Below are 19,255 nucleotides of genomic sequence, written 5' to 3'. Positions count from 1 at the left end.
CCCGTTTATTACATGGAAAACTGGTTTTCACTGGAATGGTTCGGGTACGGTAGATTGAGGTCATACGAATGGGTATATCCTTATTTCCTTTATTTGCTGCCGCTGGTTCCGTTTCTGTTCTGGCTCAGGAATGCATTGCACCGCAAGCATAAGCAGCGGCTTACGATTACCTATACTTTGGTAACCGGCTTCCGGAGCTGGCTCACGCTGTTGCGGTTTGTGCAACCCATTTGCGTCGGACTGGCGATTTGCCTGATCCTCGTCGCGTTGGCCCGGCCGCAGGTGGTTTCGGAGCGCAAAGACCAGTATTCGGAAGGAATCGATATTATGCTGCTGCTGGATATTTCGGATTCCATGATCGAGAAAGATTTGAGCCCTAACCGCCTGGAAGCGGCCAAGAAAATGGCGCGGCAGTTTATCAAAGGCAGGTTGCAGGACCGTATCGGGCTGATCATCTTCGCGGGGGAAGCAGTTTCCCTATGCCCGCTGACGACCGACTACGAGCTGTTGTACGGCTTTCTTGACGAGGTGAACCCGAGCCTTATTCCTACCCCCGGAACCGCCATCGGCAGCGCGCTCGCCGTAGCCGTGAACCGCATGCGCGATATGCCCGGCGAAAGCAAAGTCGCGATCCTGATCAGCGACGGCGACAATACCTCCGGAAACCTGGGGCCTACCACGTCGGCCCAGCTGGCGAATGCATTTGGTGTAAAGGTGTACACCATTTCGGTGGGAAGGCCCAAAAATGTATCGAAAGCCGATACCACCGCCCATGCGGGGGCCTTGATGGATGAAGGAGAGTTGAAAAATATTGCGGGAATCGGTAACGGGAAGTATTTTCGTGCTACCGACAACACGGCGCTGGAAACGGTTTTCAAACAGATCGACCAGCTCGAAAAAGTGAAATCGCGCGATGTACTGTCGCGGGATGTGAAAGATTATTACCGCGTTTATCTCTATTGGGCGGTTACTTTACTGCTTGTGGCGATCGGAACGAAGAGTACATTCATGGCCAATATTCTGGAAGATTGATGCTGAAAGCTTATTACAATTTCGACGCCGTCGAGGCAGGACTGGATGAGGTGGGGAGAGGTTGCCTGGCCGGGCCGGTTGTGGCTGCTGCGGTAATCCTGCCGCGCGATTATAAGCACTCGTTCCTCAATGATTCCAAGCAGCTTACCAGGGCACAACGCCTGGAACTGGAAAAGGAAATCATCCGCGAATCGATATCGTGGGCGGTGGCGGAGGTCGATAACCTGGAAATCGACCGGATCAATATCCTGAAAGCAAGTTTCCTCGCCATGCACCGGGCGGTGGATAAGCTACGGGTACGTCCCGAGCATCTGCTCGTCGACGGCAACCGTTTTACGCCTTACCCGATGATCCCGCATACGTGCATCATCAAAGGCGACGCGCACTACCTGTCAATCGCGGCTGCTTCGGTTCTGGCCAAAAATTACCGGGACGAGTTGATGGCCAACCTTTCCCGGCAATTCCCGCATTATGGCTGGGAGCACAATGTGGGTTATCCCACGATCCATCACCGCAAAGCCATCATGCTGCACGGACCATGCTCCTATCACCGGATGTCGTTTAAGCTGATCCGCGAAGACGACGATCAGTCGGTAGAGGAAACCGAAGATTTGGGCTTTTTATAAAGCGGCACAGTGCTGCAGGGTTCGCCGAACATCAGGCTCTGCACGACGGGTTTCAGTAATTTGCTTACTGCCACGTATGCTGAAACCGGCACATTGACCTTGCTGCAACCCTTTACCACCACCCGCTTTCCTGCAAATTCATCCGCATTCAGCTTCGCGATGGCGTCGGCGAATAGCTTATCCTCCAACGCAGTCAAATCACCGAAAACGAATGCGTTCGCATAAGGTTCGAGATGTACCGCGAGGAGCATGTATGCCCAGGTCGGCACGATGGCGTCTTCCGAGCAGATAATCGCGACGTTCTTGCCCTCGTACTGCGACCAGTCGTGCGATTTGAGAAAATCCCTGAAATCCTTTTCGCGCAGGATCATACCCTGCCAGAGGTTGTCTTTAATGTCGTAAACAATGCGTTCACCGGGGTGATACAGTTCTTCAAGGTCCAGCGAGACAATGCCGCTGGCTGCGACCCGGTTTACTATTTCGTCAGTTTCCATCCTAAAAATCCATTTACAAAAGGCTAACAACAAAAAGCGGACGATTGTTTGTAGAAATCACCCGAAATCCGCAGGTTATTGTACAAGCGCGCCCGCTTTTCTGGGAGCGTGAGACATGAAATCTTTCAGATAGTAAGGTTCAAAAGCCGCCACGTCCTCGAATTGCCCGTTCGCGAATGCAATTGCGCCCAGTTGGCCGACGGTCCGTGCGGATGGTTTGATATCCGCCGAAGGGAAGACGGCATTGGGGTACGGCTCCAGTACCGGCCGGCATTTGGCGGCGCCGTCACCGAAGAACACCACTTTTTGATCCCCAAGCAAGTCCCGAAACGAAGAATCGTTTATAATTACCGCCTGCGTTTGCTGTACGAATGCATTGTTTTCATCGAGCACCGCCGCATAAACTTCCATTCGCCGTGCGTCGATCATCGGGCAGAACAAATGGCCCGGGTAGAACGGCGCCAGCTGCAAAGCCATGGCCTGCAGAGTGTTGATGGCGATCAGGGGCTTGTCGAGCGCATAGCAGAGGCCCTTGGCCGTAGACACGCCCACGCGCAGGCCCGTGTACGAGCCGGGACCTTTGGCGACCACTATCGCATCGATGTCCGGCAACTGGTATCCCGCGTGCGCCACGCTGTCGCGCATGAGCGTTGTAAGCATCGCGGAGGAGGATTTATCGGTAAAAAGATCATAGGCCGCCAGCAGGCCGGAATCGTTGTGAATGGCCACCGAGCATCCGCGGATCGAGGTGTCGATACTGAGTAGGAGCATATAAAAGCAAAAGGAGGTGTATCAAAAGCGGTTAATCCGTCACCCCGAGCGTAGCCGAAGGTAACTGCGAAGTGTGATTTTGCTCTTTTGATACAGCCTCCGGGTGGTATTATTTCTTCTTCAAAATCTGGTTGTAACGCGCAGGGTCCTTAAACAGCGCCAGCGCGGCTTTTATTTCGGGATCTTCATTGAACGAAGCTTCCCGCATGCCTTTTTCCAGATAATAATGTTTGATAATCTCTTCTTCGAGGATTTTTTTGATCTCGGGTTTGAAGATTTGCAGGTCGTTGTCTTTGCTATGTGAAAGCTTTGATTTTAGCGCTTTGAGCTGATCCTCGATCACTTCCAACGATTTTTCCTTCTTCGCCGATGCTTCCAGATCGTTCAGGTCGCGCTCCACCTGGGTCGTGTAGTCGTATTCCTTGTCGCCGAGCCATTTGGTAAATGCGGCATATTCGGCGTCGGTCAGGTGAAATTCTTTGGCCGGTTTGATAGTCGGGTGTTCGAAATGGTATTTCACCGCGTAATCGAAGAACAGCCGGTTGCGGCCCAGCGATACGGCCAATGGCGAGAAATTCTCCTTTTCGGTAACGATATCCGGTAAAATACCGCCGCCATCGAACACCGAACGGCCATTTCGGGTTTTGAACTCGGTCATAAGCGAATCGGGAATTTTGCCCACGCTGCCATCGTCGTTGCGGTGACTGTAATCGATCGCCTGGATACACCGGCCGCTCGGAATGTAATATTTGGCGGTAGTGATCTTCATTTTGGTATTAAATGACAGGTCACGCGTGGTTTGGACCAGGCCCTTTCCGTAGGTGCGCTGGCCGATCAGTACACCGCGGTCGTAATCCTGGATCACGCCGGAGACGATCTCCGCCGCCGAGGCGCTTCGGTTGTTGGTTAAAACAACTACGGGGATTTCGGTATCGAGCGCCGGATTATAGGCGGTGTAGGTCTTGTTCCATTCGCTTACTTTTCCCTTGGTAGAAACTACTTCTTCGCCTTTTGGAATAAATATATTGGAAATTTCAATGGCCATATTCAACAAGCCGCCCGGGTTATCGCGAAGGTCGAGCACAACGTTCTTCATACCCTTGCCCTTCAATTCCTGGAATGCATTGCGAACCTCGCGGGAGGCGGTTGCGGTAAAGTCTTTCAGATCGATATATCCGACATCCTCGTTCAGCATGCCGTAATAGGGCACATTCGTGACCTTTACGATATCGCGGTTAAGTTTGATTTCGAGGGGTTTGGTGATACCGTAGCGTTTTACAGTCAGGATAACGGCCGTCTGTGTCTGGCCTTTCAGCAGTTTCCCGGTATCGAAATCCTCACGCGTCGAGAGATCGATGCCGTTGATCTTGGTAATTTCGTCGCCGAGTTGCAGGCCAGCCTTCTGCGCGGGTGTGTCTTCATATACCATCATCACGGTATGCTTGCCATCGGCGGAGTTGACCATCGCACCAATGCCGTTGTATTTGCCTGTGGTCATGGTCATGTAGTCTTCGATGTCGTCCTCGGCATAGTACACGGTGTACGGGTCCAGCGAGCGGAGCATATTGTCGATGCTGGTTTTAATCAGCAGGTTAGGGTTGATCTCATCGACATAATAGGCGTTCAACTCCTTGAAAAGCGTCGCATAGATGTCCAGATTTCGCGCGATTTCGAAAAGGCGGTCGTCCTGGCGGAACGAAACGAATGCAAGCCCGCCCACTACGGGAGCGGCCAGCAGAATGGAACGAAGATACTTTTTCATCTATGTTCAGGAATTGGATTGTTCTTTGAGAAAGGCTGGCGGCAGTTTTTCGAGCTTTTTGAGCGACTGCTTCATGGCCGTTTCAATAACGTCGTAGGAAGTTATTTCTTTTGCAAGATACAAAAAAGCAATGTAGGAAGGGCGCGTTTCGGCGGGTAATGCGGCAAGTGCCGATTTATGGAGCCGGTAGGCTTCGCGGCAGCGGCGTCTGATCAGATTGCGGTCGACCGCTTTCTTGAAATGTCTTTTGGAAACGGAAAAAAGGACTTGCGGAAGGGGAGGGGGGCATTTCGGGGGCGTACATGTACAGCACCCTGAACGGAAAAAGGTAGAACGTTTGAACCTCCGGACTGCCTTTTTTGAAAAGCCTGCCGATGATACGGAGGTTGCACAATCGCTCGCTCTTACCAAATGTTTGTTTCAAGTTCTTGTAGAAAAAAATGTCTGATAAGCTCGATGTTCTTCAAACTTATCAGACTATGAGAGACAGGCGTCCTCTACTCAAACCTTCAGGCTTCGCTTATTGCTTGTGACGTTTTTCGTCAGAAACAGTCAATTTCCAACGGCCTTTTTTACGACGGCCGGCGATTACTTTGCGCCCGTTTGCCGTGGACATTCTTTCACGGAACCCGTGCTTGTTTCTCCTCTTGCGATTCGATGGTTGAAAGGTACGTTTCATCTCAGTATCAAATTATTGCGATATAAATCTCTGTCTACCCGTAATTTTGGCTTGCAAAGGTAGATAAAAAAATCAATCAAGTCAAAATTTCTGTATTTTTTTCAGAAATAGTCTGTTAACAAAGCTATTTATAGAAAAACTTCTTCTTGAAAAACCACTCCGCACAGCCGTTATTCACTTCCACTGACGCCCACGCAGGATCGGTTTCGTCGTTGACGATCAGGATCGTGTAAGGTACGTTTTTCAATTTGGGCACATAAACCTGCTCTTCCCGGGTATTCAGAACGAGTGCGGTACGTTCGTGCATTTCCTTGTTGAACCGCGCCGCGCGGCCCGTCAGCAAATCCGACCAGGCCGAGCGGTAATTGAAATTACCCGTGAAGAGGAAGAAAAAATACAACCCGACAACCCAAGCTACGGGCTTGCCCGGTTCGACTGGCTTCATATAGCCTTTTTCGAGCGCCCAGAACGTCAGCACGAACACATTGTACGTCCAGCCGATGAGTGTCCAGAACGTGATCACGCATTGTCCCCGCAGATTGGGAGGCTCCGCAATGGACCAGTACGAGGGAAAATAGCTGAGGTACAGGCAACCCACGAAAACCAATATGGAAAGCGCCGGATGTGCGCGGAGGAATTTAAAGTCTCCCTTGTTTTTGAAAAGCTGGCAGGCAATCGGGATCAGCACCAATGCGAGCACACACAATGCAGGTGCTATTTTGGCAAAATTGTGGATCTGCCAGGCCAGGCTGTTTTTAATGGAGAATAGCAGGTTGTACTTCAATGGCGTGGGATAAAGGCCCGATTCCGCCCGTGCCGCATTGCCGGGAGCCGTAACCGACAGCACGCCGAATACCAATGCCACGGCGCTCAGTACCAGATATTTCACCTGCAACTTTCGGGTAACCACACTGCCGAAGAAAAACAATGCGCCGGAAAGGACCACCAGCCACACGAGCGTGTACTCGTTCATACCTACAAGCAGGATAATACCCAATGCAAGCACGACGATGTTGCGGGAGGAAAGCTTGGAATAGTTTCGGAACAAATAGGCCAGCAAATAAAGCGTGCCGATGTCCGCGACAGTGTAATAATAGCCTGTATACCAGTAAAAATAGCCCGAAACAACCGGTAATTCGGCGATCAGTACGAAAACGAGCAGAAAGGCAAGCAGGTAGGTCTGCCATTTGGCCAGCTTATCGCCGGTAATGGCGCCGGCGAATTTTAAGGATGCATGCACATAAAGCAATATCAGCACAATGGGTGCCAGCTTGTAGCCCAGGTAGGAATCATAGGCGAGCGGCTGGGTGGCCGAAATGAGTGTGCCGATGTACCGGCCCGACCATGTTTTCCAGTAATGTACCTGATAACCCCAGTAACCCATTTCTTTTACGGCCAGTGTGTGGCAATAATCGTCGGTGGTGGGAAATGCAAAAAACGAAACCGCTACAAACGGGAAAAGGGTGATGACGAACGCCAGTATGAGCAGTTTGAGTCTGTTGTCGGGATTTTTAAGCCAGGAGAAGTAATGTGTCATATGTCTTTACCCTTGTGAAACAAGTATTCAAACATAAGACATTTATTTTAAACGGGCGTGCAGAAATGCCCAACTGTGAGAATACGGGCACAAAAACCCGCGTTGCACTGCCCGTGCGGCGCACCCGTTTGACAGATGGGGCGTCCGGCGGTCAGGCCGACATCAGATTATAGGCGGAATAGTATTTCGTAAACGACTCGCGCACGTCCTCGATCTGATGTGTAAGGAGCCAGGTCCTGAAACGGGCGGCGTCTTCCGCCTCATGATGAACGATGCGTCCTTCCGACAGCAGAAGGGTAAATGTTTTATGCGTTTGCAGAAAACGGCGGATCTGCGCTGCACTATGTTCGAAGCCGGAGAAATAAGGGTTGGTCATAGTCATAAAGCATGGCATCATGAAGAAATCGGTGGCAAGATACAACATTGTAGGTGTAGTTGTATATAATTGTAGAATAAATTTATTATTTATTCATAATTTTTTTCAAAGATAACGCCAGAAGCGTAAAACAATATGTCACCGATAGCAAATAAATTTTTCCCGCAGGCTATGAACACTGCCGCGAAGGGGCTGATAATGATAGCCGTACGGCTTCAATAAACTTGTGTTGATTTAATCCGCCGAAGGTTATGAATTACGGGGCGTGAAGCCGATGCTTATTTCCGGACGACCGATGGGAAACAAAATTTCCGCTTGCACATTTTGTTTCGGAGAGTCGTGAATGTAAAAAGCCACCTTCTTTCGAAAGTGGCTTTTGCTTTGTAGCGGGAGCTGGACTCGAACCAGCGACCTTTGGGTTATGAGCCCAACGAGCTACCAACTGCTCCATCCCGCGGTGTTGTTGAATTGGAGTGCAAACATACAACAAAAGTTTTGGAGAAAACAACTATTTTTGCGAAAACTTTTTAAAAAAAGTTTGCCTCTAACATACTGACACCAATTTTATGAGTTCATACACAGGCGTATCCGGTTTCGGATGGCGCATTCATCAGGTGCTGTTGATCAGGCTGCTCGGCATCATGATTTTATTTAGTATTTGCCGCGTTCTCTTTTATCTGTTCAATCAGTCGTTTTTTCCCGAAGTAGGCCTGGCCCTCGCGCCGCGATTATTTCTTGGCGGTATCCGCTTTGACCTCGTGGCAGTACTCTACACGAATATCCTCTATGTTTTCCTGACACTCATTCCTTTTACATTCAAGTACCGCCCGCTATTCCAAAGGTTCCTGGATTACCTTTTTATCATTACCAACAGCATTGCCCTGCTGGCCAACTGCGCCGATTTCATCTATTACCGATTTACCATCAAAAGAAGCACGTGGTCGGTATTGCAGGAATTTTCGCACGAAAACAACATGCATAAACTGTTTGGCGGATTCCTGGTGCATTATTGGTACGTTGCGCTGATCTGGGTTTGGTTGGTTGTGCTGGTCGTGTATCTGACACGTCGCTGGCAGGTCGGTCCGAAGCCGCTGCGCCCCGCCTGGCAGGTATTTCTGATCCACAGTGTAGTGATGACCGTTGCGGTTTTTCTGTTTATCGGAGGGGTAAAGGGCGGTTTCCGGCATAGTACCCGGCCGATCACGCTAAGCAATGCCGGAGAGTACGTCAACAAGCCGAAGGAGATGTTTATCGTCCTGAATACGCCATTTTGCATTTTCAAAACATTAAAAAGGTCGGATTACCAGCGGGCCGATTATTTCAGATCGGAGGCAGAAATGAATGCCATTTATTCGCCCATTCACGTACCCGGGCCGGATCTGCCTGCATTCCGTCCGAAAAACGTGGTGATCCTGATCTGGGAAAGTTTCGGGAAGGAAATGGTAGGGACCTATAACAGGGAGCTCGAAAATGGGACTTACAAGGGCTACACGCCATTCGTAGATTCGCTGATGCGCCATAGCAAGGTATACTGGCATTCTTTTGCCAATGGTGCGAAGTCCATCGAAGCGATTCCTTCCGTGTTGACGGGCATCCCGGGAATTATGGAGCCGTTCGTCCTGACGCGTTACACCGATAACAAGCTTCCCAGCCTGCCCGGAATGCTGCAATCGAAAGGTTACCACACGTCGTTTTTTCACGGTGCGCCGAACGGGTCGATGGGTTTTAAAGCATTCACCAACCTGATCGGTATCAGGGATTATTTCGGCAAAAACGAGTATAACAACGATGCGGATTACGATGGTATCTGGGGGATCTGGGACGAGGAATTCATGCAATTCTGGTCCAAAAAGCTGGACACGTTTCAACAGCCGTTCATGAGTACCCTGTTTACGGTTTCCTCCCACGACCCGTTCCAGATTCCCGAGCGTTATAAAGGCAGGTTTCCGAAAGGCCCTTTACCGATTTATGAAACAATGGGGTATACCGATAACGCCCTGCGCAGGTTTTTTGATTCGGTGAAAAACAAACCGTGGTTCAACAATACATTATTTGTAATCACAGCCGACCATGCCGCTACCTTTGCGCATTATCCTCAATACCAGACGTCCGTCGGGAATTTCTCGATACCCATTCTTTTTTATGCGCCGGGGGACGCTTCTATGACCGGGACCGATAGTACGAAACTTGTTCAGCAGATCGACATTATGCCGTCTGTTTTAGGGTATCTGCATTACGATAAACCGTATTTCGGCTTTGGGAAAAATGTTTTCGGGAACCCTCCGATCAACTTTGCTGTCAATTATGACGGGGTATATCAATGGTTCAACGGGCCGTACGTATTGCAATTTGATGGCCGGAAAACCGTAGGTTTGTATAAATATCAGGAAGACAAGCTTTTGAAAAATAACCTTGCGGGCCGGATTCCGGAGGTCCAGGGACCTATGGAATTGCAGGTAAAGGCATTTATCCAGCAGTATTCGAACCGCATGCTGGACGACCGGCTGACGGTAACACCCTAGGTGCCAGGTTTTTGGGAAGCTGAAAAAAGTGAAGAAGTAATTTTTATGGAAGAAAAAGCCGAAAATAGCAATACCGCATTACGCAATCACCGGGCCGGGTTTGTAAGTATTATCGGAAAGCCCAACGTCGGGAAATCGACGCTGATGAACGTGCTGGTCGGAGAAAGGATGTCGATCATCACCTCCAAGGCCCAAACTACGCGTCACCGCATCATAGGGATTTTGAATGGAAAGCACGAAGGCATCCCTTTTCAACTGGTGTATTCCGACACGCCGGGGGTGATCAAGCCATCGTATAAATTGCACGATTCGATGATGACCTTCGTGAAAGGTTCCCTGGAAGATGCGGATGTAGTGCTGTTTGTGGTTGAAATAGGGGAAAAAGCCGCCGAGCATGAGGTGTTACCACTTTTGAAACGGACCGAAGCGCCCGTTGTGCTGGTCCTCAACAAAATCGACCTGTCGAATGACGAGCAGGTGAAGCAGAAAATGGAGGAATGGGAAAACGAGGTCCATCCAGCAGCCATTGTGCCTATATCCGCTTTGGAACAAGCGAACATCGGCACATTGTTCGACGCGATCGTGACGCGCCTGCCGTTCCATCCGCCGTATTTCGACGAGGATGAACTTACCGATAAGCCCGAGCGTTTCTTTGCTTCCGAAATCATCCGCGAAAAAATCTTCCTGAATTACCGCCAGGAGATTCCATACAGCTCCGAAGTCGTAATCACCGAATTCAAGGACAAGGACGACATCATTGTGATCCGCGCGGAAATTCTGGTCGAACGAAAGAGCCAGAAAGGGATCATCATTGGTGAAAAGGGGGAAATGTTAAAGAAAGTCGGTATCCAGGCCCGCCAGGATCTGGAAGATTTCTTTGGCAAAAAAGTCTTCCTCGAACAGCACGTAAAAGTAGAACCGGATTGGCGAAGCAAGGAAAACAAGCTCCGCCAGTTGGGATATCAGGAATAAATTTTAAATAAAACGAATGAAGGGCAGGTCCGGTACCTGCCCGGATCATATTAATAGTAAGAAAAATGGCAAATGTAATCTCGATTGTTGGTCGTCCGAATGTGGGCAAATCCACTTTGTTCAACCGCCTTACCGAAAGCCGGAAGGCCATCATGGACAACCAGAGCGGCGTAACACGCGACAGGCATTATGGTTACGGCGAATGGACCGACCAATATTTCACGGTAATCGACACGGGAGGCTATGTGGTAGGCTCCGAAGATATTTTTGAAGGGGCTATCCGCGACCAGGTAGAGCTCGCGATCGAAGAATCCACGGTAGTACTCTTTATGGTCGACACCATGACCGGCCTCACCGACCTCGATAAGGACTTCGCAAATGTCCTCCGCCGCTACAACAAGCCGGTGTACCTCGTAGCCAACAAGGCCGAAACGACCGACCGTTATCAATCTGCGGGAGAATTTTATGAATTGGGTTTGGGAGATGAAATTTTCCCTATTTCCGCTCAAACTGGTTTCGGGACGGGCGAACTGCTCGACAAAGTAATCCAGCATTTCGAAACGCCGGGCGTCGAAAACCCCGAGGAAGGCATCCCCCGCATCGCGATCATGGGGCGGCCGAATGTCGGTAAATCGTCATTCCTGAATGTACTTACCGGAACTGACCGCAGCATTGTAACGAATATCGCCGGCACCACGCGCGACGCGATACACACGCATTACAAGGCGTTCGGAATGGAATTTATCCTGACCGACACCGCCGGAATCCGCCGTAAATCGCGGGTGAAGGAAGATATCGAGTTCTATTCAACGCTCCGTTCGATGAAGGCGATGGAAGAATCAGATGTCTGCATTATTCTGCTCGACGCCACGTTGGGGCTGGAAGGTCAGGATCTGAATATTATCGGTCAGGCCGACAAAGCGAAGAAAGGCATTGTAATTATGGTCAACAAATGGGACCTGATCGAAAAGGACTCCAAAACGGCCGACCAGTATAAAAAGGCGCTGCTGGAAAAACTCGCACCGATGAATTATATGCCGATCATATTCGCTTCGGTGGCGGAGAAGCAGCGCATCCATCAGGTAATGGAAAAGGCGATGGAGGTTTATCAGAACAAAACCAAAAAAATCTCCACATCGAAACTGAACGAGGTAATGCAGGCCGAGATCGAAAAATATCCGCCACCGGCTTATCGCGGCAAGTATATCAACATCAAATACATGATCCAGTTGCCGACGCCGTCGCCTACCTTCGTGTTTTTCAGCAGCCATCCGAAGCACGTGAAGGAGCCTTATTTGCGCTATCTCGAAAATCGTTTGCGCGAGAACTTCGACTTTTCCGGAGTTCCGATCACAATTTTCTTCCGCGAAAAATAAGAAAGGGCCGATACCAGCCGGAGCGCCGACGAGAATTTTCTCGTCGGCGCTCCGCATTTTATCCGTAACCTGCTACTGTTCAACGGGAAATTTCAACAGTTCGTCTTTTTTAAAGTATCACGAGCAACCTTTTGCATTACTTTTACATCTGTTATCCGGCTAACTACGGTACCTCATGCGGCGCTGAAAAAATTTCAAAAAAATGTTAAAAACAAGGTACTATGTATTGCAAGATACCTAATGAAACATATATATTTGTAAAGTCAATTAGTTACACATAAATCCATCCGGTTTCGTCCGGGATTCTTAACGATTGAAACAAGCCATGAAAACACTCAGACTCTTTATATTACTCGTCCTTGTTAGCCTGCAAGCCAGCGCAACGGGCTACGTGCACAATATGTTTGTAGCGCACAGAAAGTTGCAATCCGGTAAGGAATGTGTAAATGAAAAGGCTGTTTCAAAAAAATTGAAGCCTGCGGCAAAGGCGAAAGCGGCTGTTCAGGTAAAACATGCCGGGCTTATCAGGAATACCAGTACCGGCACGCCGGCATCCGATATTGTCACTTTGAATGCACGGATCCTGCAAGTAGGGCCGGCGGCATTCTTTGAAAGCGAAGCCAGCGAAGATAACGACGACTCCATGGTGAGCAAGCTGGTAGGCGTGGTTCGCTGCGTGATTTACGCCTTTATTCCCAGGCTGGGGCATTCGTAAGCAATACTTCTATCATTTTAAGGAAAAGCTGCATGACAATCCATGCAGCTTTTCCTTTTGTCAGGCCACCGTGTTGGTTAAAGTTCCGATGGGCTCGATCGTGATGTGAATAACGTCGCCCGACTGCAAAGTAAAATCGGAGGACGGGACAATGCCGGTACCGGTCATCAGGTAACAACCGTGTGGAAATGCCATTTCCCGGTACAGGAAATGCAGCAGCTCTTCCGGTTTCCGCTTCATTTGAGACAATGTGACTTCCCCGTTAAAAACTTCCTCACCACCGCGTACGATCGACAGGTCGATCACCGTATCCGGTCCCAACTGCTCTTTAAATACATAAAGGCACGGGCCCAGCGCCGCGCTGCCGGTGTAGGATTTGGCTTGTGGCAGGTACAGCGGGTTTTCGCCTTCGATGCTCCGCGAGCTCACATCATTGCCAATCGTATAGCCCACCAATGCACCCTCCGAAGTCGCAAAAAGGGTCAATTCCGGTTCGGGAACATCCCAGGTCGAGTCTTTGCGGATGCGTACCGTCCCATGATGACCCACAACCCGCCAGGCGGTCGATTTGAAGAATAACTCGGGGCGCTCCGCCTCATATACGCGGTCGTAAAAGCTGCCGCCGCCTGCCTTTTCTGATTCCTCCATCCGGGCTGTACGGCTTCTGAAATAAGTAACACCGGACGCCCACACTTCCTGCGAACCGATCGGGGCAAGCACTTCCGGCATCGGAATGTCGTCGGTGAACGTGAGCGGGATCAGGTTTTTGGTTTGGTTTTCGAGCCATTCGTACAGGTTGTTCCGGTTGGCGACAACGTCCCAATCCGTTTCGTGCAGGCGGTAGAAAATGTCCTCGTGTTCGAGAAGAATACCATTTTCGGTCTTATATAACTTCATGAAATGCAAATTTTGTTTTAGCCTGAATAAGTCCCCCGGCGGGTTTCTTTACTGTTAGATACGGGAAGGAAAGTGTTTCGGGCCACTGACATAGCGGGAATGCCGTGCGAAATCCATTAGCCTAGCCCCGCCACAAACGGCGGTCGATGGGAATAGGCTCCTGGGCCAGGAGTTTGATGCTCGCAAACAGCGGATGGTCGGGATGAAGAATGATATTGGAAGAAAAGGGTACTATTACCGACGGAATACCCACGCCCAGTACACCGGGCTTGACGAGCCAGTCTTTGAGCCAGTATTGGGTACGGTCGTAGGTTTTGTCCTGCCAGTAAGCGGGCAAATCCGTCCGTGAATAATGCCGGATGTCGTCAGGGATCTCGATCGACGAAAGCCAATACTTCGGAAGATCCTCGTAGCGTACGCCCGGCGCATGTGCGAGTGTTTCGACCAGTCCGAGTTCGGGGGATGATGTCGTATAAAGTACGCCGATGCCTTTCGGATTCCAGCGTGCGCCAAACAGCCGGCTGCCTTCTGCCGAAAGTGCGTCGTGCCGGAATTTCTCTCGCGTAATCCTGTAAACCAATGGCATAGGCAGTGCCGTTAGGCAGGTAATCCGTAATCGAGCCGGCCAAGCACATCGTCCACCAGCCCGAAGCCTGTTACCGTATCCATCATTTGGAGCGGAGACTGGTCATTCAGCGCGGAAATCGGTGTCCGCAGCCAATGCCTCACCACACTTTCTTTGCCATCAAAGGTATCCAGCGCGTGTAAAAGGATATTGCGGAGCAACAGCAGCCGCTCCGAAGCATCGGTTCCCAGCCGCCTGTCCCCCTGAATGCGGTGCAGGTTACGGGGCGTCATGCCGAGCACATAGGCAATTTCATTGTCTGTCAGCCCTACAAGACCCGATATTTCATCGGCAGCGGAGCGCAACATCCCTTCCCGCGATGTTTTGATCACCGCAAATTCGGAAGCCGGCTGCTTGCCGTACGGAACGAATTCTTCCTCGAAAAATCGGACGGGTGGTGCTGACATAGCTATTTTGAATGAAGTATGTCACTAAGATAAGTGACATACTTCACGTTTCAAATTTTTTCCCTCAAAAATCGGGCCGTATAATTACCTTCCAGCTTGACCATCTCTTCCGGTGTGCCGGCGAATGTGAGGTTACCGCCGTTTTCACCGCCCTCAGGACCGAGGTCGATGATCCAGTCGGCGCTTTTGATGACCTCCATATTATGCTCGATAATGATCACGCTGTCGCCTTGCTCTACCAATGCATTGATGGCTTTGAGGAGCTTTTTAATGTCGTGGAAATGCAAACCGGTGGTCGGTTCGTCGAAAATGAAAAGCGTTTTACCTTTATTGGAAGAACCTTTTCCGAGGAACGAGGCCAGTTTTACGCGTTGTGCCTCACCACCCGACAATGTGTTTGAAGATTGGCCGAGCCCTACATAGCCGAGCCCTACTTCCTGCAAAGGCAGCAGTTTATCGGCCAGCTTCGGCTCGGCTTCCCTGAAAAACTCGATAGCTTCGTCGACGGTCATGTCGAGGATTTCGGCAATGTCCTTGTCATGGTACCGGACCTCCTGTATTTCCTGCTTGAAACGTTTGCCGTTACAGCCTTCGCAGGTCAGATAAATATCGGCCATGAACTGCATTTCGATTTTCACCTCGCCCTCGCCCTGGCATATCTCGCAGCGGCCGCCGTCGACATTGAACGAGAAATGCGAAGGTTTGTAGCCTCTCGCTTTCGAAAGCGGCTGTTCGGACATCATCTGGCGGATGTAGTCGTAAGCTTTGATATAGGTAACCGGGTTCGAGCGCGACGATTTACCGATCGGGTTCTGGTCGATCATCTCAACGGCCTCGATGCGATCGACACTGCCGGTGAGCTCGTCGAACCTTCCTACATCTTCACTGAATTCACCTTTGAGGCGCATTAATGCGGGATAGAGAATTTTACGGATCAATGTGGATTTTCCCGAACCACTTACCCCGGTGACGACGGTCAGGTTGTTTAAAGGGATTTTGACGTCCAGCTCTTTCAAATTATTCTCCCGCGCCCCTTTAATTTCCAGGAAATGCAGGGATTTTCTCCGTACCGAAGGCACGGGAATGGAATCATGGCCCAGCAGGAAATCCAAAGTATGCGACTGCACCCTGCCCTCACCACTTTCCTGGCCATTCCTGCCCCCCTGACCATTGACCTTCAACTCCTCGATATCGCTTTGATTTCCCTGAAATACAACATGTCCGCCACCGGTTCCGGCTTCCGGACCAATATCGATGATTTGGTCCGCTGCGTGCATTACCTCTTCCTCGTGTTCCACCACGATCACCGTATTGCCCAGGTCGCGCAATGATTCGAGCACGCCCACCAACCTTTGCGTGTCGCGCGGGTGAAGGCCGATGCTCGGTTCGTCCAAGATATACATTGAACCCACCAATGCGCTTCCCAGCGAAGTGGCGAGCTTAATGCGCTGGAACTCGCCGCCGGACAAAGTGCTTGTAAGCCGGTTCAGCGTCAGGTAACCGAGTCCGACGCGGTTCATATAATCCAGCCGCGATTCGATTTCCGTCAAAACACGCCGGGCGATCTGGCGGTCGTGATCGCTGATTTCAAGCTGCTTGAAAAATTCGGAAACATCCTGAATGGGCATCAACACCAGGTCGGTAATGGACTTGCCGCCGATTTTAACATAGGAAGCATCCTTTCGCAAACGCGAGCCCCGGCAATCGGGGCAGGTAGTGCGGCCGCGGAAACGCGATAGCATTACGCGGTACTGGATCTTGTGCGTCTGCGATTCGAGTTCGGAAATGAAATCGTTGATTCCCTGGAAATACTGATTGCCCGTCCAGAGCAATTCCTTTTGCGCGGGCGTCAGGTCCTTGTAGGGCCTATGGATCGGAAAATCGAATTTCACGCCGTTGCGGACGAGGGGGATCAGCCATTCGCCCATTTTTTCGGTCCGCCACGGCGCAATGGCGCCGTCGTAAACCGAAAGGTTTTTGTCGGGAATCACGAGGTCGGGGTCTATTCCCAGTATTTTTCCAAAACCTTCACACCTTTTACAGGCACCATACGGGTTATTGAAGCTGAATAGATTAACGGTCGGCTCTTCGAAAGTGATGCCGTCGAGTTCGAATTTGTCGGAGAAAACCCTTTTCTCTCCATTCACAACGTGGACGGTGCAAGTTCCTTCGCCTTCGAAAAAGGCAGTTTGCACGGAGTCCGAAAGGCGGTATTGCGTGTCTTCGTCATTATGGCGGATCGCGGCGCGGTCTATGAGGATGAAGACCTGGTTGCCGGCTTGCGGAAATTGTTCCGGGTTTTCGAGAATGTCTTCGATCGAAACGACTTCTTCGTTCAGGACTATGCGGTTGTAGCCCTTGGAAAGCAGAATGGTCAGTTCTTCCATTTGCGAACGGCCATCGCGTATGAGCAGCGGCGCGAGGATCATTACCCGCGTGCCCTCGTCGTGCGCGAGCATGTAGTTCACCACATCCGTAACGGTGTCCTTCCGGACCATTTCACCGGAAACCGGCGAATAGGTGTGGCCTATCCTGGCGAAAAGCAATTTGAGGTAATCGTAAATCTCCGTGGAAGTACCCACGGTCGACCGCGGATTGCGTGTATTGACCTTCTGCTCTATGGCAATAGCCGGTGAAATGCCTTTGATATATTCCACTTCCGGCTTCTCCATCCGGCCGAGGAATTGCCGGGCATAGCTGCTGAGGCTTTCCACGTACATACGCTGGCCTTCCGCGAACAGCGTATCGAAAGCGAGCGACGATTTTCCCGAACCGGAGAGCCCGGTAATGACGACCAGCTTATTGCGCGGGATCGCCACATCGATGTTTTTCAGATTGTTAACACGGGCACCTTTGATCAGGATGTATTGTCTCGGATCCAGTTCATCGAACTGATCGGCCTCGATCCGGGGCACAGCTAATTGCATCATAGCAGGGGTTATCGATGGGTTATGATATTAGTTTGAATGATGATGTGATACTGTTATAACCAAAAGCCGCAGTATTTAGTTTGATACCTGTAAAGAGATTGGGCTATTGGTTTTGTGCAAAAAACTCGCCCGCTTTCGCAAATCTCATGCCGCTTCCGGCGGCTTCTTCAAATATCGGATCGGCAAAATGGCCGAAGTTCGGCACGTCAGACATGCAGTCGGTCAACGCGGTTACTTTCGCAGCCAATGCTGGTGCGTATCTGACGATCTGCCGGATGCTCGTCGCCACACAGTGCGACCGCGCCTCGCCGGCGACGAGTACCTGGTCGAATTCATTCAGCTCGGCCAGGAAATGCTCGTTCAGTCCGGTTTCCGGCACATTTTCTACCGGTACTTGCGCTTTAAAAACCCCGAAATGCTCCGTCAGCGGATGAAGGCCCTTCGAAACGGTGCGGTAATCGCGGCGGGTGCGGTGCGTCCAGGCGAGCACTGAGTGCATGATGGTGTCGTCCAGGGCAGCGCCTTTCGATCCGACGAGGCAATGCTCGGGCCAGATGAAATGCTGGAATTCGCCCCCGGCTTCCAGGGCTTGCAGGTATTTCAATGCATATTCTTTATGGTACCGCGGTACCCAATTGCCCGCTTCGACGGATTTAGCCGAAATCAGCGTGAATGGCGCTACCGTGTTGCCATTCGGATCTTCCCAGAAAAGCGGATGTGCGATGTCGATCACCTTGTGCGTATCGAGCGTGAGGAAGATCGAATCGATCCGGTCGCCTTCCAGAGCGATGAGGTTGGCGATACGCTCCACATCCTTTTCCGCCCCCGGCACGTACAGGGTCCCGTCGGGATTACAGAAATCGTATTGGGCGTCGATGATCAGCAGGGCGGTCTTTTTCATAATAATATGGTGTTTAAAATTCCAGCTCGTGCGGCAGCTCCATCTGCCTGGCGTACATTTTGGAACACAGACTGTAGACAAGTTCCAGCATGCGGTTGGCGTCCTTAATATAATCAACCCGGTAATCTTCGTCGAGTTTGTTCAGCCCGTTCAGGATCGTCTGGGCTTTTTTGGCGATGTACAATGCGCAGGTATCGGCCCGGGACGAGTAGGTCCGCAGAATGTCGGAATAGCTTTCGAGAAATGTATTCAGCAGGAAAATATTCAGCTCGATGCCGCCGACCTTATCCTTGGTGACTTTCACATGATAGGCAATATCCGCACTGAGGCTGCGCATGTCCATAAGCACCCAGCCCGGTGTGTTCTGGTTGTATTTCGAAGTGCGCACGATGCGTCCCATGAGCTCTTCCCGTCGCTCGGGAATGGTGGAGCTGTCTTCAATCAGCTCGAAATGAAGCCGGTCGCTCAGTGTTTTGTCTTTGGTGATCAGCCTCAGGAGCAGTTTATCCTTTTCTTTGGCAGGCATCTGGATAATCGCCTTTTTGAGCTGTTCTGGTAATGCCATTCCGGTGCTTTTAATAACTTTTGTTTAATTCCCCGCTCTAAACCATATAACTTTATGGCTCACAAAAA

At 50.7% G+C, this 19,255-nt stretch carries 19 protein-coding genes and 1 tRNA gene; 6 read left to right on the top strand and 14 right to left on the bottom strand.

Annotation, left to right across the window (positions count from 1 at the left end; all coding sequences use genetic code 11):
• Nucleotides 1-12 precede the first annotated feature (12 nt).
• Nucleotides 13-1,032, top strand: a complete 1,020-nt coding sequence (locus tag ABV298_RS13720) for a VWA domain-containing protein (RefSeq protein ID WP_353722646.1) — start codon at nucleotides 13-15, stop codon at nucleotides 1,030-1,032.
• Entirely contained in the window at nucleotides 1,032-1,658 is a 627-nt protein-coding gene (locus ABV298_RS13715) for a ribonuclease HII (protein WP_353722645.1), read from the top strand. The genes ABV298_RS13720 and ABV298_RS13715 overlap by 1 nt, the downstream gene beginning before the upstream one ends.
• Here ABV298_RS13715 and ABV298_RS13710 read toward each other — a convergent pair.
• The 8 genes from ABV298_RS13710 to ABV298_RS13675 all read right to left on the bottom strand — a co-directional run bounded on the left by ABV298_RS13710 (nucleotide 1,619) and on the right by ABV298_RS13675 (nucleotide 7,734).
• Nucleotides 1,619-2,152, bottom strand: a complete 534-nt coding sequence (locus tag ABV298_RS13710; protein ID WP_353722644.1) for a DUF2480 family protein — start codon at nucleotides 2,150-2,152, stop codon at nucleotides 1,619-1,621. The genes ABV298_RS13715 and ABV298_RS13710 overlap by 40 nt on opposite strands.
• A 75-nt stretch (nucleotides 2,153-2,227) precedes the next feature.
• The gene (gene tsaB, locus ABV298_RS13705; protein ID WP_353722643.1) at nucleotides 2,228-2,923 is read right to left on the bottom strand and encodes a tRNA (adenosine(37)-N6)-threonylcarbamoyltransferase complex dimerization subunit type 1 TsaB; all 696 of its coding nucleotides are present in this window, start codon (nucleotides 2,921-2,923) and stop codon (nucleotides 2,228-2,230) included.
• Between the two features lie 109 nt (nucleotides 2,924-3,032).
• Nucleotides 3,033-4,685, bottom strand: a complete 1,653-nt coding sequence (locus ABV298_RS13700; protein ID WP_353722642.1) for a S41 family peptidase — start codon at nucleotides 4,683-4,685, stop codon at nucleotides 3,033-3,035.
• A 6-nt stretch (nucleotides 4,686-4,691) separates the two neighbouring features.
• Nucleotides 4,692-5,096, bottom strand: a complete 405-nt coding sequence (locus ABV298_RS13695; protein WP_353722641.1) for a ribonuclease P protein component — start codon at nucleotides 5,094-5,096, stop codon at nucleotides 4,692-4,694.
• 109 nt (nucleotides 5,097-5,205) lie between these two features.
• On the bottom strand, nucleotides 5,206-5,364 hold the full coding sequence (gene rpmH / locus ABV298_RS13690) for a 50S ribosomal protein L34 (protein ID WP_035333740.1): 159 nt from the start codon (nucleotides 5,362-5,364) through the stop codon (nucleotides 5,206-5,208).
• Between the two features lie 124 nt (nucleotides 5,365-5,488).
• A complete protein-coding gene (locus tag ABV298_RS13685) occupies nucleotides 5,489-6,901 on the bottom strand; it encodes a hypothetical protein (RefSeq protein WP_353722640.1) in 1,413 nt (470 codons plus the stop codon).
• A 151-nt stretch (nucleotides 6,902-7,052) separates the two neighbouring features.
• On the bottom strand, nucleotides 7,053-7,277 hold the full coding sequence (locus tag ABV298_RS13680; RefSeq protein WP_353722639.1) for a hypothetical protein: 225 nt from the start codon (nucleotides 7,275-7,277) through the stop codon (nucleotides 7,053-7,055).
• Between the two features lie 384 nt (nucleotides 7,278-7,661).
• Nucleotides 7,662-7,734, bottom strand: a tRNA-Met gene (locus ABV298_RS13675).
• Nucleotides 7,735-7,843: 109 nt separating this feature from the next.
• Between ABV298_RS13675 and ABV298_RS13670 the strand changes: the two genes are divergently transcribed.
• The 4 genes from ABV298_RS13670 (at nucleotide 7,844) to ABV298_RS13655 (ending at nucleotide 12,862) form a co-directional block, all read left to right on the top strand.
• Nucleotides 7,844-9,799 carry a sulfatase-like hydrolase/transferase gene (locus tag ABV298_RS13670; RefSeq protein WP_353722638.1) on the top strand — a complete coding sequence of 652 codons (1,956 nt, stop codon included), beginning with the start codon at nucleotides 7,844-7,846 and terminating at the stop codon, nucleotides 9,797-9,799.
• A gap of 45 nt (nucleotides 9,800-9,844) precedes the next feature.
• On the top strand, nucleotides 9,845-10,771 hold the full coding sequence (era, locus tag ABV298_RS13665) for a GTPase Era (protein WP_353722637.1): 927 nt from the start codon (nucleotides 9,845-9,847) through the stop codon (nucleotides 10,769-10,771).
• A gap of 65 nt (nucleotides 10,772-10,836) precedes the next feature.
• Nucleotides 10,837-12,147 (top strand): ribosome biogenesis GTPase Der, encoded by a 1,311-nt coding sequence (gene der, locus ABV298_RS13660; protein ID WP_353722636.1) that lies wholly within the window; start codon nucleotides 10,837-10,839, stop codon nucleotides 12,145-12,147.
• A 325-nt stretch (nucleotides 12,148-12,472) separates the two neighbouring features.
• On the top strand, nucleotides 12,473-12,862 hold the full coding sequence (locus tag ABV298_RS13655) for a hypothetical protein (protein WP_353722635.1): 390 nt from the start codon (nucleotides 12,473-12,475) through the stop codon (nucleotides 12,860-12,862).
• Between the two features lie 60 nt (nucleotides 12,863-12,922).
• Here the strand turns inward: ABV298_RS13655 and ABV298_RS13650 are convergent, their stop codons facing one another.
• From ABV298_RS13650 to ABV298_RS13625, 6 genes are all read right to left on the bottom strand, one after another.
• Entirely contained in the window at nucleotides 12,923-13,759 is an 837-nt protein-coding gene (locus ABV298_RS13650; protein WP_353722634.1) for a fumarylacetoacetate hydrolase family protein, read from the bottom strand.
• Between the two features lie 121 nt (nucleotides 13,760-13,880).
• Nucleotides 13,881-14,345 carry an RES family NAD+ phosphorylase gene (locus ABV298_RS13645; RefSeq protein WP_353722633.1) on the bottom strand — a complete coding sequence of 155 codons (465 nt, stop codon included), beginning with the start codon at nucleotides 14,343-14,345 and terminating at the stop codon, nucleotides 13,881-13,883.
• Between the two features lie 11 nt (nucleotides 14,346-14,356).
• Nucleotides 14,357-14,791 (bottom strand): antitoxin Xre/MbcA/ParS toxin-binding domain-containing protein, encoded by a 435-nt coding sequence (locus ABV298_RS13640; RefSeq protein ID WP_353722632.1) that lies wholly within the window; start codon nucleotides 14,789-14,791, stop codon nucleotides 14,357-14,359.
• A gap of 50 nt (nucleotides 14,792-14,841) precedes the next feature.
• Nucleotides 14,842-17,721 (bottom strand): excinuclease ABC subunit UvrA, encoded by a 2,880-nt coding sequence (gene uvrA / locus ABV298_RS13635; protein ID WP_353722631.1) that lies wholly within the window; start codon nucleotides 17,719-17,721, stop codon nucleotides 14,842-14,844.
• A 103-nt stretch (nucleotides 17,722-17,824) separates the two neighbouring features.
• Nucleotides 17,825-18,622 carry a nicotinamidase gene (locus ABV298_RS13630; protein WP_353722630.1) on the bottom strand — a complete coding sequence of 266 codons (798 nt, stop codon included), beginning with the start codon at nucleotides 18,620-18,622 and terminating at the stop codon, nucleotides 17,825-17,827.
• Nucleotides 18,623-18,635: 13 nt separating this feature from the next.
• Complete coding sequence (locus tag ABV298_RS13625) at nucleotides 18,636-19,187, bottom strand: hypothetical protein (protein WP_353722629.1); 552 nt, start codon at nucleotides 19,185-19,187, stop codon at nucleotides 18,636-18,638.
• Nucleotides 19,188-19,255 lie beyond the last annotated feature (68 nt).

Origin of the sequence: Dyadobacter sp. 676 (genome assembly GCF_040448675.1) — a bacterium.
GTDB lineage: Bacteria > Bacteroidota > Bacteroidia > Cytophagales > Spirosomataceae > Dyadobacter.
The sequence above is the reverse complement of the archived record's forward strand: the minus strand, read 5'-3'. Positions and strand labels throughout refer to the sequence as shown.